The organism is Aestuariibaculum sp. M13 (genome assembly GCF_024723255.1).
Lineage (GTDB): Bacteria > Bacteroidota > Bacteroidia > Flavobacteriales > Flavobacteriaceae > Aestuariibaculum > Aestuariibaculum lutulentum.
The window spans coordinates 554,558-568,233 of sequence record NZ_JANIAC010000001.1; the positions used below are offsets into that span (position 1 = coordinate 554,558).

Genomic DNA, 13,676 nt, shown 5'->3' on the forward strand with positions numbered 1-13,676 from the left:
ATAAAATTATGCCAACGAATTTACCATACCCACCAGGGAGCAGAAGATTGTTCCATGTATAACCAAAAGTCAAAAAAACAATGTGCTAAAATAGCAGGCCATAACGATCCTGTTGCTTTGCGGGAATAACCCAAAATCAGTCCTGCCAGAAAAGTATATCCAAATAACTCTAAAGCGCTATTATTAAGAAGTTGCGAAGGGAATACAAACAACAGTCCTTTATAACCGGCATGCGACACGGAAGCCAATACAACAGCTCCTGTTGTACTCCATCGTTGCGCAGCTCCCTGCACAAATCCTCTAAAGACAACTTCTTCTACAAAACCTATAAAAACAGCAACGATTACAAATACGCCTATTTTAGATGGTATGGCCGGCAAGCCATCCTCTATTCGTGAATAAACCGAAAGAGCCAAAGAAAAAACAAAGGCTATAACAATCCAGTTCCGCGATTTCTTAAAACGCCATAAGTCAGGAGTAAAAACAGACTCTGGTATATCTCTATGTATTGCACTCATCCAGTAACCTGCCAGAATTAAAGCCAATAAGGCAACTGCTTTTAAAGGAAATTCAAAATTGATAAGCAACGAAAAAAGCCATAAGGTTCCGGTAAGGGCAAGCGGTTTTAATAAGACATTATTAGACTTTTCAATCATTACCCCTAGCCTTTTTGGACTTTAAAAAATAAAACCAGAGACCCGCCAAAGGCATGATGAGCAACAACCAGCCTGACCCCAGACAAGCGCCTGAATTTGGAGCAATAACCGTATTGGGCAATGCCTTCTGTAATTTCAACACATTGATAGAATCCTTTAAAAATTCCTCAGAAAGCGAAAGGTAACGAAGCTGCTTTAAATGATAAAGCGTTGAATCTAATCCTACTTTACCAAAGACCGTGAGATACTTTAATTTTTTAAAGTTTTTAATATCACTGTAATCCAGCAGGCTGTCATTATTTTTAAACTCAAGAGATTCCAGTTCAGGAAAAGCATCCGGTACCACTTTAGAATTTAACCCCATAAGGGAGTCTCCAATTGAATAAAGAGAAAGCCTTTTAAGTTTATTTTTCTTAAAAACATCTGAAATGGAAGCTACTTTATTCTCATTGAATCCTAAGTGCAGAGCTTTCAAATCAGGATGATGTACATATAAATCGTTTAGAATTATACTATCTGACTCGATATAAAGATTTTGAAGCTTTTTCAAGGTATTCAAAGCAGTCCAGTCTACATGTGCTTCACTTTCATTAAGTATGGTTAAAGATTCTATATTAGGATTTTGCGCAAAAAACGCATCACCAATAAAAGTACTATCTTCTTCATTATACAGAATGATTTCTTTTAAATGCGGGAGATGAGGAAAAGCACCTGCTCCATGTACAGGCAAGCCAACAAAGAGCGTTTCTAAGGAAGGGAAATTTGCAAGACTGGATACAGAAACAGAATCTATTTCATTCTGAAAGACTAAGGCTCTGGGTTGAAAATATTGTGAAAGCCAGCGCAAATCTCTATTTAATAGATTTACGGAGTCTATTTCAGGAAAAAAAACGATGTCAAGCCCAGGATTTATACGACCAATGTTTTCTAAATAAGGTTTAATGGCATCTGCAATAGGCTCCTTAAATTGAATGGTTCGAAGTCGGGAAATGTCTTCTGAAGTCAGTTGATCAAAAAAGGGAATTGACGGACTGTCTTTTGAGATGGAAATTGCGACTAAATTTCCGTTGATATACATGACTGAATCTAATTCACGGATGTGCAGGGTATCTTCGAAATCCCTGTGAACAGAGAATAAAAATTCGTCTGTATTAAGCCAGTCGCCATTGTAAGTTAAAAGATTAATATAATCAAGACTATCTAAGGCAGAAAAACGCGTCCTGATGTCTATGAAACGTCCTATCTTGGAGCCTTGAAAAGACATCAACCGGATGTCCTCATTCTCCTGTTCCTTGCATTGCCAAAACATGATTATGACAATTAAAAGAACAAATCGACTAATGCTTTTTCTAAATAACATAACGTCTTCTCAGGATTTTTTCCTTGATCCTATTAAAGATACGAAATAAAGCCTTAGCTTGATTTATTAAATAAACCATGTGGCATACGAAATACCATTTATGGTTTTACCAACAACTTAATACTTATTATTAACAATAGCCTTAACTCATAACTCTTTCTCGCCTACTTTTTAAAAATTCTTATCTTAATAAATTTATCGTTTTTACACCTATCTTTTTATTAACTTAACACTAAAGTATGCGCCCCTAAAGGCATTAACCAATTAAAAAATCAACTCATGAAGAAACGCGTCTTTTTATTATTGTTATTGGCACAGACCACTCTTTTATTTTCGCAAACAGATTCTATTTCTGAAGGGCGGGCAGCAGTTTATTTCACCAGATCAAGTGGATTGGGAGGCTTAGTAAACTTCACTTACTTTGACGGCAAAAAAGTCATAGGGAAGTTTAATGGTTCGAAGTATATGAAGTATGAATGCGAACCAGGCAAGCATCTGTTTTGGGCAAGATCAGAAAACAAATCATTTGTTGAAGCAGAACTGTTAGGTGGAAAAACATACATCATTGATGTTATACCAACCTTAGGAGGATTAAAAGCAAGTGTTATATTAACTCCTGTTGATAAAAACAATTATAAATTAAAGCCTATTCAAAAACTTTTAGAAAAAAAGGATGCCGAAATATTTGAAAAGGATGAATTAGACGCTCTACAATTAGAAATGGCCGATGTTATTGTAAGAGGATTTGAAAAATATAATGAACTGAAAGAAAAGGGAAAAAACATTCCAATACTTCTCCCTTCCATGACGGTTGAAGCATCGGACTTGATATATGTTAAAAAATAAGTATCTTATAGAGGCAAATAACCATCTATAAATTAAGCGACTTATGAGTTATTATTTTAGTACCGTTTTAAAAGAAAAAGACTTCGATAAAGCTATTGAACAAGTAGCGGCCGCCTTAAAAACAGAAGGTTTTGGCGTCCTTACCGAGATAGATATAACCCAAACCTTGAAAAACAAACTGGATGTCGATTTTAAGAAGTACCGCATACTGGGCGCCTGCAATCCGCCATACGCCTATCAGGCATTAAGTAATGAAGATAAAATAGGGCTCTTCTTACCCTGTAATGTCGTGGTTATGGAGAATGACCACGGCGATATTGAAGTGGCAGCAGTCGATCCGGTCGCGTCTATGATGGCTGTAAAAAATGAAAATCTTGGCAGCGTGGCTATCGAGATTCAGCAAAAGCTTAAACGTGTTATTAAACATCTGGATTAAAGCTAAAAGTGAAAAATATGAATAACCTCAACACCCTTTTAGGGTGTTTTTTTTATGAATTAAACTTTGTTAAGATTTCCGTTTTGAAGTTCGAAAAAAGCAATTTATATTGTGAGAAAAATTACAACCCAAAAAAACCAATATTTATGAAAACTTACTTAAGCGCATTACTTTTCTTAACATCAATGACATTTGCATTTGCACAAAATACACCTCAAGAATTGACAGATGTATTTTTTAACACCTTTCAAAAAGAAGGTGCTTCAAAAGCGCTTGATGAATTATACTCAAGTAACTCTTGGATTTCGAGAAATGCTGACGCTATTACTAATTTAAAAAGCCAAATGGAAGGCTTGAATATTGATTATGTTGGTGAATATTATGGTTATGAAAAAATAAATAGTAAATCTTTAGGAAGTAGCTTTGTACACTTGAGCTATATGGCAAAGTACGACCGTCAACCCATTCGCTTTGTTTTTCAGTTTTATAAACCAAAAGATAAATGGGTTATTTACTCTTTTAGTTTTGATACAAACATCTCGGAAGAACTAGCAGAATCTGCTAAAATATATTATCAGAATTTGTAGTTTAACCTTCATAATAACGAACATGTTAAAAAAACTATTAAGTGTTGTATTAATCTTTATAGGCATAAGCCTTCTGATCTCATTAATTCCAAAAATCCCTTTAATCATTTCTGCTTTTAGCAAGGCCATGATAAATCAACAAGGTGGCGACTGGGGGTCCTTTGCAGGGTTACTAACCATATATGTTCCCATTGGTATTCTGGATTATTTTTTATTAAAATTTGGATTTAAGCTTTTCAGAAACGATTAATTAGCATGCCCCATTATTACAAAGAAAAAGAGCTGAGTGCAGTTAATGGTAAAATAGAAACCATAATAAGAGAATCTAACTTCATTCAAAAAAACATCTGGAAGGTTATAGGATTTGGAATAATAGTGTCTTTATGGGCACCTACATATTCTAATCGTCATTCTTTAAGCAGACGTAAATCGGCTTTAGATATTAGTAACCTGAGTTATTATGAATTGGTTTTACTTACAGCCATTGTGTTCACCGTAATTTGCGTTCTTACCCATTACAGTATAAAATACCAGGATGGAAAAAAGTTAAAACAATTACACACCAGAAAATTAGAATTGGAAAAAGAACTAAACATGGTTAACTAAGCATTTCGCCTAATAATAATTTAACTAGAGATTTAAATTTTATATGTAGTTTTATCGATATTTCAAATTTACTGCAAACCAAATTAGATGAAACTTATAAAAAAAACGCTACTACTACTTTTAGCTTCCCTTAGTTTTTCCTGTGTAAAACAAGAAGAAAAAAAACAGCCCAATGTCGTACTTATTATGGTTGACGATATGGGCTATGAATGTCTGAGTGCATACGGTTCCACTTCTTATAACACGCCTAATATTGATAAATTAGCAGAAAAGGGTATGTTGTTTGGAAACTGTGTATCACAACCCTTATGTACCCCATCGCGAGTAAAAATCATGACAGGGAAATACAACTACCGAAACTATGATTATTTCGGGCATTTAAACAATTCGGAATACACCTTTGGGAACCTGATGCAGGATGCAGGATACGAAACCTGTATTGCCGGCAAATGGCAATTAAACGGGTTGTCTTTTAAAGACAGTATTAGCGATTGGAATGACAATACCCGTCCCAACAAATTTGGTTTCGACGAGTATTGTTTATGGCAACTTACCAAAACCAGAGCCGATGGTGGCCGATACAGTGACCCGTTAATTGAACAGAATGGTGAATTCCTGAAACGAAACGCAGACGATTATGGCCCTGATATTTTTTCAGATTATATTTTAGATTTTATAGAGCGAAAAAAAGACCAGCCATTTTTTGTGTATTACCCTATGGTTTTAGTTCACGATCCGTTTGTACCAACACCAGATTCTAACACCTGGAATGACCGAGAAAACCGTTATAAAAACGACACAACCTACTTTAAAGATATGGTAGCCTATACCGATAAAATAGTCGGTAAAATAACCCATAAACTGGAAGAGTTAAAATTGACAGATAACACTATTTTAATCTTTACCGGTGATAACGGTACCCACCCTACTATTCAATCGCATATTAACAATGAACTTATTGTTGGTGGAAAAGGTAACACCATTGATGCCGGAACCCATGTTCCACTTATCGTATACTGGCCGGAACAAATAAAGGAAAAATCGGTTTACAATCACCTTATTGAATTCAGTGACTTCTTCCCTACTCTGGCCGAATTAACAGAATCGAAAGCTGTATCAGATGGTAAAAGTTTCTATCCCCTGCTAACAGGTAAAGAGTATCAACCAAGAGAAACCGCTTTTGTGCATTACGATCCGCAATGGGGAGCTAATGTTAGTAAGTATAGAAACCAGTTTGTACGTTCTTTAGATTATAAATTATACCCTAATAACAACTTCTATAATCTCAATAACGATAAACTGGAACAACATCCGTTAGCATTAGATTCCCTTGACAGCAGCGAGCAAGACATTAAAAACACCTTAGAAAAAGAATTAGAGAAACATCCAAAATGGAAATAAACAATATGTTTTCAGATTTTAAATACCTTCTTTTAAGCATTGTGTTTTCAAGTCTGGCAATACAGGCACAAACTACCGTAATGTCGTTTAATATTCGTTACGACAACGCTAGCGATAAAGCCAACTGGTGGGAATACCGTAAAACGGAAGTCGCTAAACTTATAGACTACTACCATCCTGACTTTTTAGGTATTCAGGAAGGGTTGCACCATCAGGTTACTTTTATAAAAGACCACATGACAAATTACGACTTTATTGGCGTTGGGCGCGACGATGGAAAAACCAAAGGCGAATATTCAGCGTTGTTCTACGATAGTAGTAAATACGACGTATTAAAACAGGATACGTTCTGGCTTTCGGAAACGCCTGAACAAATATCTGTAGGATGGGATGCTTCTATGGAACGCATCTGCACCTACGGGTTATTTAAAAACAGAAATACCGGAGAGGTTGTTTATATATTCAATACGCATTTTGACCATATTGGTCCTAAAGCTCAGGAAGAATCTTCAAAACTTATTTTAAAAACTATTGAACAATTAGGTATTACTAAAGAAAAGCTGGTGGTTATGGGCGATTTAAACAGTGAACCTAAAAGCCCTCCGATACAAACCTTAAAAACAAAACTGAACGATGGTTTAGAAACAACCTCAAGTCCGTTTTATGGACCTTTGGGTACCTTTAATAATTTCGACCCTATGGCTGAGTTAAACAAACGTATCGATTATATTTTTACCAAAAACGCCACAGTGCTTCGCTACCGACACATAGACGACCGACGCATCAACGGACTTTGTGTTTCAGATCATCTCCCTGTTTTTGTCAAGTTGAAATAAGACTCTTAATTACAATAAAAAAACGCCCTAAAAAGGGCGTTTTTTATACCTATTATTAAATATAAAAGTATTTTGAAGTTGTAAAAAACATGATATCTTGTGCCAAATTAAAATCACCTAAACAAATATGTGCTCCAGCACACTGCAATATTACCAAATGATTAAAAAACACATTACACCGTTATTTATTCTATGTCTACTTACCTTAACTAGTTGTCATAAACAACCCAATGAAATTTTCGTCAGTCCTAACGGAAATGACACTAATCGAGGCTCTAAACAATCTCCTATACAAACTATACAAAAAGCACTTGATTTAGCAAAAGCAGCCAAAACTCGTGCTGATGATAAAGTTACTATTAAATTATTAGCTGGTGATTATTACTTAACTGAACCTTTAACCATAACTCCAGAATTAAATAATCTTGAAATTATTGGAGAAGGCACTAATAAGGTTAATGTTAAAGGTTCGAAAATTATAAAAACCAAATGGAGTATTTATAAAGATAATATCTGGGTAACCGAGCTCAATGAAAACATTGAATTTAACCAACTTTTCATTAATGGTAAACAGCAGATTTTAGCTCGATATCCTAATTACAATAAACAAGGTGGTGCATGGCAAGGTCATGCGGCCGATGCTATTTCTAAAGAACGTGTAAATGGTTGGAGTAATCCTATTGGCGGTTTTGTACATGCCATGCACAACGGACGATGGGGTGGATTCCATTATGAAATTACCAGTATATCTGAGGATGGAGACCTACAACTTACCGGCGGCCACCAAAACAATCGCCCTTCTGCCATGCATCAAAAATTGCGCATGGTTGAAAATATATTCGAGGAATTAGATAGTGAAAATGAATGGTACTATAGCAAACAAGATAAAAAACTTTACTTATGGATTCAACCAGATATAGATTTAAATACTGCCCAAGTTGAAGTTTCTGTTCTAAAACACTTGATTGACATAAAAGGAAGTTTAGAACATCCTGTCAAAAACATTCTTATTTCTGATATTACCTTTCAACATGCCAAACGTACTTTTATGGAAGAGTACGAACCCTTACTCCGCAGTGACTGGACGATTTATCGTGGTGGGGCTATAACAATGAACGGCACCGAACATTGCAGCATCGAAGATCGCACATTTACGAACCTTGGTGGTAATGTTATTTTCGTGAATGGTTATAACCTGTCGAATAATTTCAGTGGGAACCACATCTATAATTGCGGGGCTTCGGCAATAAGTTTTGTCGGCGATGCTTCGGCAGTACGATCACCTTCTTTTAAATATGAGGAATTTGTTCCTGCAAAAGACATAGATACTATTAAAGGACCTGCCAACAACTTATATCCTTCAAAATGCATTGTTGAAAACAATCTTATTCATGATATAGGCACAATAGAAAAACAAGTTGCTGGGGTACAATTGTCTATGTCAATGAAAATTCATATTAAAAATAATAGTATCTATGATGTACCGCGTGCCGGAATAAATGCTAATGAAGGCACATGGGGAGGACACATTATTGAGTACAACGATGTATTTAATACCGTTTTAGAAACCAGTGATCATGGCGCATTTAACTCTTGGGGACGTGACCGTTTCTGGCATCCTACCTATAACGTTATTGATAGCCTTGTACATGCCAATCCTGAAATTCCCTACTGGGACGCGATGTATACGACTGTAATTCGAAACAACCGTTTTCGCTGTGACCATGGCTGGGATATTGACTTAGATGATGGTTCTTCAAACTATCACATATACAACAACCTGTGTTTAAACGGAGGTATAAAACTTCGTGAAGGTTTTTATCGAGTAGTAGAAAACAATATCATGGTAAATAACGGATTTCATCCTCACGTTTGGTTTGATAACAGTGAAGACGTATTTAAACACAACATTTCTATGACCAAACATTTCCCGATTCGCCTTAAAGGCTGGGGAAAAGAAGTTGATTACAATGTGTTTCCTGATAGTACAGCCTTGGCTTTAGCTAAGCAAAACCACACCGACGAACATAGTGTTTATGGTAATCCCATGTTTATGAATCCCGGACAGGGAGACTTTAACGTGTCACAGAACTCAATTGCATTACAAGTAGGCTTCAAAAACTTTCCTATGGATCAGTTTGGAGTTCAAAAACCAAAACTAAAAGCCCTGGCTAAGCAACCGAATATTCCTCAATTAAAGATTAAATCAATTTACAAAACAAACAGTAAAACTCAAGAATGGCTTGGGGCTACACTTAAAAATATTGAAACGCCAGAGGAGCAATCGGCATCAGGATTATTTGACATGAATGGTGTAATTGTTTTAAAAGTAAATAGCGATAGTAAACTGATTCATTCCGGATTAAAAGAAGGTGATGTTATTGTTGGAATGGAAGAAGAAAAAGTGAAGCATATTGCAGATTTCCTGAACAAATACAACAGCAAAAATTTAAACGGAAAGATTAAGCTACGTATTGTTCGCAATCAAAAACCAACAGATCTAATAATAAACATACAATAAACTTATAAAACCTTAAAACAAAACTCCCTACAGAGGGCGTTTTTTATTATAATCTTTTTTATCGTATCTTTAAACTAGCCTTAACTGTATGACTTCTTACTTTTAAAACGACTATAATGAAAAGTAAGTGGCTATTTCTTGCTGTCTTTTTCCTGATTTGTTCTTCACCAAGCCTTAACGCACAAGAAGGCTTTCGATTTGAAGCTAATGTTGGGGTTCCTTTAGCCGATTCCGGCGATTTTTACTCATTTGCTCTTCAGGGTAACTTCTACTATTCCTGGAAGGTATCTGATAAGGTTTATATAGGACCAACAGTCGGTATTATGTATTTATTTGAAGAGGACACGACTGGATCTTTTGATTCCTTACCGGCTTTTTATATTCCAATTGCTGCCAGTGGAAGGGTTAAACTAAATACAAACTGGGCAGCTGGTTTCGATTTGGGCTACGCTATAGACGGTAATCTTGGAACTTATTTTGGGAGCGGGTTTGAAGAAGATAGTACCGGAGGTATTTATTTGCGACCAGTGGTCGGCTACTATTTCAAGGAAAAACTAGCCTTGATAGCCTCCTATACACATATCAACCAAAAAAATTACAAAGCAGCTTCCTTAAGTTTAGGTGTAAATTTCTGGTTCTAGCCAAAACTTTAAAAATAGCCCCTAAATACTACCCCAATTACACCAAACATGCGAAGACATAAACTCTAATAACTATTGTACAACAAACCTAAAGAAACTGAAATCTCTGTACAGAAGGTATTTGACAAATTATAAAAAAACACTCCCAATAGAATATTTTTATAATAATTTATACCTAATAAATATTTCATTCATTCACATATAAATACCTTCCTATTTCGTACCTTTATAAATGGGGTTGACTGAATACTAAGTTTAGAAATCATGGCAACTTTGAAAAAACTCAAATCCTGGTTTTACCCGGTTACCCCATTTACCATCGTTACCATCTTAGGCATTGTAATCGCCATACAATCCATTTACATCGGACTCACTTATGAAAGTCCGATGATTCTTTATCCCATTATGGTTATACCCATTGTGGTCTTTATTTTTGTTATGTATGTTTTAGATCGATTCTTTATTAAAAGCACGCCTTACTACATCATCTTTGTCATAGAATTAATATTATCCACAGGTGGATATGTTGGTTTTAAATACATGAATGGCACCAACGATATTCATGTTAACACTAACGAAGATTATATTTTAGTAATCTACAATGCTAAAGAGAATTCTATGAATAACTTTAAGAAAACCGACCTCTTTAGTAAGGAATTAAAACTAAACGAAAATGTGATACATTTAAATCCATCTCTTTACCTTGACGATGACATTCGTATTCTTCCACCAAAAAGCTGGAAAGGCGGATTTCAAAATATCGGTAAATACCACTTTGATAATGATTCTATACCCTACCTTTATATTTCTAAAACTTTTTCGCCAACAGAACAAAAGCATATAGAACAACAGTTTATAGATAGTTTGTTATCTCAAATATATCATAAATAGCATTTTTATTATTTAAGGTTTGCTTTTAAAAAAAAAAATGTTTTTTTTTGTAAGAAATTATTTTAAATTAGAAATAACCCAAATCTTACAAAAATGAAAAAACAAAAAACATTATTAACTTTAGCAACCTTAATTTCATTATTTGGTTCATCATGTTCTGATGACGAAAAAACAACTACTGAAGACCCTCTGTTACTTATTGGACAATGGAAAATTGAATCTGAAACTGTTGATGGTTTAGCTACAGAATACGGTAGCTGTGGTGGTGACATTTTAAACATTACAGCATCTGGAACTTTCAATTCCTACGGATTTTATTTCAATAATGATACTTGTAATGAAGATGGGAATGAATATGGAGATTGGTCTGAAGAAGAAAATGTACTTATTCTAAAGTACGATGCATCTATGGATTTAGAAGATGAACACTGGATAATAAACAGCATAAACGAAACACAATTAAAATTAACCGAAGAATCCATCGAAGGTGAAAAGATTGTTAGAACATTTAATAAATTATAGTTTCTTATCAATCTACATTTTAACGCTCTAATAAGGGCGTTTTTTATTCTTAAAAATCAACAGATTATCATTATATTGTAAAGCCCTTTCTAGCTCCCTGCTTATGACTAACGAAGTCAATCTATGAAACAAGTTTTTCAAACACTGTTCCTTACATGTATAAGTCTATCATTGGGTTTTATGGATGCTCAAACCATGATGCAACCCAATTTCGATACACCTTATGGCAACAACACAACTACCGGAAAGTTTGCTGAAATTAATGGAGCCAATATATACTACGAAACCTATGGCACTGGAGAACCATTACTTCTTATTCATGGTTGTGGTGCGAACATAAAATCTATGGAAAACCAGATTGAATATTTTAAAAATAAATACCATGTGATTGTTGCCGACAGCCGAGGCCAAGGAAAATCGGAATTAAAAACAGACTCACTAACCTATGACCAGATGACAAAAGACTGGGAAGGCTTGGTTCGGTATTTAAAATTAGATTCTATAAATATTCTTGGATGGAGCGACGGTGGTATTATAAGTTTAAAAATGGGCATTAACCGACAAGCCAACATTAAAAAAATTATAACCATGGGTGCTAATTTGCGACCAGATACCACTGCTGTGAATAGCTGGGCACCAAAAAGTGTTAGGGAAGATTTAGATTATGTAAAGCGTATGATTTCTTTAAATGATAAATCCAGAGACTGGGAAAAATTTAAACAATTAGATGAATTAGTATTGTTTCAGCCTAATATTAGTCATGAAGAACTACAACAAATAGAAGCCGCCGTTTTGGTTGTAAATGGCGATAGCGACATTATAAAAAATGAACATGCAGTTGAAATATATCAGAATATCCCAAAAGCCCAACTTTGCATCATGCCAGGCGAAACGCATTATACACCTGGTTCTAATCCAAACTATTTTAATGCTATCATTGAAAAGTTTCTGTCAGAACCCTTTACACGTCCAACCTCAGAATGGGATTAACCTAAAAAAATAAATAGTTTTTTCAATAAAATTTTACGGAAAACCCTCATTAATTCCGAAAGAATATCATCTATATTTGAGTCCGAAAAATATCATACAATCTTACCACTAAACGACTCATGAAAAAACGACTTTTTGCTCTTTTGGTTATAATAACCACAGTAGAATTGCATGCTCAATTTTTTAAACCTACGGCTATCGATGCTAAAATTGGCTATGCTTCAACCATTCCATACGACGACATCGATATTTCAACTAAAGGATTTTATGCGCAAGGCGAATATGTTCTTGAAGCCTCTAAATGGTTTGATGTACGTCCTTATGCCGGCTTGTTTATAACTGGAAATAAAGCAACCGATTTAGATGGAAACCGGAGCATATATACCTCTTCAACAAAAGCACTTTTGCTTGGAGGTAAAGCCAGACTAACCATTCCTATTCCTTATTTCGCTCCTTTTATTTAATTAGGGATTGGAACATCGATTGGAAAATTCAGAACCTACACCCCTTATACCGATATTAATCATACCGGACTAAGCTTTCATATCCCGATTACATTAGGTTTAGAACTAGGGAAAGACCGTAAAACAACTTTTGCTTTCTTTTTTTACGACCACTTTAATCAAGAACAGTTTTCTGGTGCCATGGCCATAGGCGTTGCTATTCCTTTAAATAAATAACACAAAAGTCTAATTACAAAATCAACATTATAATAATCACTAACCTTTCAAAATGAAATTATTCAAATTTTCCTTAATTCTATTAACCACATTAAGCTTAACAAACTGTGCATCGCGCTATAATAACATTAATCCTACTTCTGTAAAGTATGTTTCACAAACCGAAAAAAACAATATTAAGTTAGAATATCAATACAGTTTACTGGAAAAGAAATACGCTAAAAAGGAAACTAAAAAAGGTGTAAAAGTAGTTTCGTTTAAGATTACCAACAATTCAGACAAAGACATTGTTTTTGGTGACGATGTAACATTAAACTATGCCAATAGTGAAGCGGTTAACGTTCTACGACCAGAACAGACCTTTAAAACATTAAAACAACAAACACCACTTTACTTATTATACTTATTATTAACGCCTTTAAACTTTTACACCTCTACAACCAATTCGTATGGTGTTGAAGAACAAACCAGTTCTACCCCAATAGGATTAGTTGTCGGCCCAGGTCTTGCCATAGGAAATATGATTCAATCTGGCTCAGCTAACAAAAAATTTAAAACAGAATTAGAACAATACAATCTCAACGGACAAGTTATAAAGCAGGGAGAATCTAAATATGGATTAACAGGCATAAAAACCTTTCATCATGATGCCTTAAAATTAAACGTTAAATAAATAACTATTACCATATATTCCTAACACCCT

The 13,676-nt window shown here is 34.8% G+C and carries 16 protein-coding genes; 14 read left to right on the top strand and 2 right to left on the bottom strand.

Going from position 1 to position 13,676, the window contains the following annotated elements; all coding sequences use genetic code 11:
• Window positions 1-20: 20 nt before the first annotated feature.
• Together NO995_RS02430 and NO995_RS02435 are read right to left on the bottom strand one after the other, a co-directional pair.
• Window positions 21-656 (bottom strand): CPBP family intramembrane glutamic endopeptidase, encoded by a 636-nt coding sequence (locus tag NO995_RS02430; protein ID WP_258226130.1) that lies wholly within the window; start codon window positions 654-656, stop codon window positions 21-23.
• Entirely contained in the window at window positions 649-1,965 is a 1,317-nt protein-coding gene (locus tag NO995_RS02435; RefSeq protein WP_258226131.1) for a hypothetical protein, read from the bottom strand. The genes NO995_RS02430 and NO995_RS02435 overlap by 8 nt, the downstream gene beginning before the upstream one ends.
• Before the next feature lie 330 nt (window positions 1,966-2,295).
• Between NO995_RS02435 and NO995_RS02440 the strand changes: the two genes are divergently transcribed.
• The 14 genes from NO995_RS02440 to NO995_RS02505 all read left to right on the top strand — a co-directional run bounded on the left by NO995_RS02440 (window position 2,296) and on the right by NO995_RS02505 (window position 13,646).
• Window positions 2,296-2,862: a hypothetical protein gene (locus tag NO995_RS02440; protein WP_258226132.1), complete on the top strand. Its 567-nt coding sequence runs from the start codon at window positions 2,296-2,298 to the stop codon at window positions 2,860-2,862.
• A gap of 43 nt (window positions 2,863-2,905) precedes the next feature.
• Window positions 2,906-3,298, top strand: coding sequence for a DUF302 domain-containing protein (locus NO995_RS02445; protein ID WP_258226133.1), 393 nt, complete (start codon window positions 2,906-2,908; stop codon window positions 3,296-3,298).
• Between the two features lie 146 nt (window positions 3,299-3,444).
• The gene (locus NO995_RS02450; RefSeq protein WP_258226134.1) at window positions 3,445-3,885 is read left to right on the top strand and encodes a hypothetical protein; all 441 of its coding nucleotides are present in this window, start codon (window positions 3,445-3,447) and stop codon (window positions 3,883-3,885) included.
• 22 nt (window positions 3,886-3,907) lie between these two features.
• Window positions 3,908-4,135: a hypothetical protein gene (locus tag NO995_RS02455; RefSeq protein WP_258226135.1), complete on the top strand. Its 228-nt coding sequence runs from the start codon at window positions 3,908-3,910 to the stop codon at window positions 4,133-4,135.
• 5 nt (window positions 4,136-4,140) lie between these two features.
• On the top strand, window positions 4,141-4,491 hold the full coding sequence (locus tag NO995_RS02460) for a hypothetical protein (protein WP_258226136.1): 351 nt from the start codon (window positions 4,141-4,143) through the stop codon (window positions 4,489-4,491).
• 87 nt (window positions 4,492-4,578) lie between these two features.
• Window positions 4,579-5,892, top strand: a complete 1,314-nt coding sequence (locus NO995_RS02465) for a sulfatase-like hydrolase/transferase (RefSeq protein WP_258226137.1) — start codon at window positions 4,579-4,581, stop codon at window positions 5,890-5,892.
• Window positions 5,883-6,728, top strand: coding sequence for an endonuclease/exonuclease/phosphatase family protein (locus NO995_RS02470; RefSeq protein ID WP_258226138.1), 846 nt, complete (start codon window positions 5,883-5,885; stop codon window positions 6,726-6,728). The genes NO995_RS02465 and NO995_RS02470 overlap by 10 nt, the downstream gene beginning before the upstream one ends.
• A 157-nt stretch (window positions 6,729-6,885) precedes the next feature.
• Entirely contained in the window at window positions 6,886-9,249 is a 2,364-nt protein-coding gene (locus tag NO995_RS02475; protein WP_258226139.1) for a PDZ domain-containing protein, read from the top strand.
• A gap of 116 nt (window positions 9,250-9,365) precedes the next feature.
• Window positions 9,366-9,890, top strand: coding sequence for a porin family protein (locus tag NO995_RS02480; RefSeq protein WP_258226140.1), 525 nt, complete (start codon window positions 9,366-9,368; stop codon window positions 9,888-9,890).
• A gap of 264 nt (window positions 9,891-10,154) precedes the next feature.
• Window positions 10,155-10,781 carry a hypothetical protein gene (locus NO995_RS02485; RefSeq protein ID WP_258226141.1) on the top strand — a complete coding sequence of 209 codons (627 nt, stop codon included), beginning with the start codon at window positions 10,155-10,157 and terminating at the stop codon, window positions 10,779-10,781.
• Between the two features lie 93 nt (window positions 10,782-10,874).
• Window positions 10,875-11,303 (top strand): lipocalin family protein, encoded by a 429-nt coding sequence (locus tag NO995_RS02490; RefSeq protein ID WP_258226142.1) that lies wholly within the window; start codon window positions 10,875-10,877, stop codon window positions 11,301-11,303.
• A 123-nt stretch (window positions 11,304-11,426) separates the two neighbouring features.
• Window positions 11,427-12,293 (top strand): alpha/beta fold hydrolase, encoded by an 867-nt coding sequence (locus tag NO995_RS02495; protein ID WP_258226143.1) that lies wholly within the window; start codon window positions 11,427-11,429, stop codon window positions 12,291-12,293.
• Window positions 12,294-12,412: 119 nt separating this feature from the next.
• A complete protein-coding gene (locus tag NO995_RS02500; protein ID WP_258226144.1) occupies window positions 12,413-12,757 on the top strand; it encodes a hypothetical protein in 345 nt (114 codons plus the stop codon).
• A gap of 268 nt (window positions 12,758-13,025) precedes the next feature.
• Entirely contained in the window at window positions 13,026-13,646 is a 621-nt protein-coding gene (locus NO995_RS02505) for a hypothetical protein (protein WP_258226145.1), read from the top strand.
• Window positions 13,647-13,676 lie beyond the last annotated feature (30 nt).

Coding starts and splice junctions, on each gene's coding strand:
- NO995_RS02475 (WP_258226139.1), top strand. CDS start 6,886: ATGATTAAAAAACACATTACACCGTTATTTATTCTATGTCTACTTACC.
- NO995_RS02470 (WP_258226138.1), top strand. CDS start 5,883: ATGGAAATAAACAATATGTTTTCAGATTTTAAATACCTTCTTTTAAGC.
- NO995_RS02480 (WP_258226140.1), top strand. CDS start 9,366: ATGAAAAGTAAGTGGCTATTTCTTGCTGTCTTTTTCCTGATTTGTTCT.
- NO995_RS02490 (WP_258226142.1), top strand. CDS start 10,875: ATGAAAAAACAAAAAACATTATTAACTTTAGCAACCTTAATTTCATTA.
- NO995_RS02455 (WP_258226135.1), top strand. CDS start 3,908: ATGTTAAAAAAACTATTAAGTGTTGTATTAATCTTTATAGGCATAAGC.
- NO995_RS02485 (WP_258226141.1), top strand. CDS start 10,155: ATGGCAACTTTGAAAAAACTCAAATCCTGGTTTTACCCGGTTACCCCA.
- NO995_RS02460 (WP_258226136.1), top strand. CDS start 4,141: ATGCCCCATTATTACAAAGAAAAAGAGCTGAGTGCAGTTAATGGTAAA.
- NO995_RS02430 (WP_258226130.1), bottom strand. CDS start 656: ATGATTGAAAAGTCTAATAATGTCTTATTAAAACCGCTTGCCCTTACC.
- NO995_RS02500 (WP_258226144.1), top strand. CDS start 12,413: ATGAAAAAACGACTTTTTGCTCTTTTGGTTATAATAACCACAGTAGAA.
- NO995_RS02495 (WP_258226143.1), top strand. CDS start 11,427: ATGAAACAAGTTTTTCAAACACTGTTCCTTACATGTATAAGTCTATCA.
- NO995_RS02445 (WP_258226133.1), top strand. CDS start 2,906: ATGAGTTATTATTTTAGTACCGTTTTAAAAGAAAAAGACTTCGATAAA.
- NO995_RS02450 (WP_258226134.1), top strand. CDS start 3,445: ATGAAAACTTACTTAAGCGCATTACTTTTCTTAACATCAATGACATTT.
- NO995_RS02465 (WP_258226137.1), top strand. CDS start 4,579: ATGAAACTTATAAAAAAAACGCTACTACTACTTTTAGCTTCCCTTAGT.
- NO995_RS02435 (WP_258226131.1), bottom strand. CDS start 1,965: ATGTTTTGGCAATGCAAGGAACAGGAGAATGAGGACATCCGGTTGATG.
- NO995_RS02505 (WP_258226145.1), top strand. CDS start 13,026: ATGAAATTATTCAAATTTTCCTTAATTCTATTAACCACATTAAGCTTA.
- NO995_RS02440 (WP_258226132.1), top strand. CDS start 2,296: ATGAAGAAACGCGTCTTTTTATTATTGTTATTGGCACAGACCACTCTT.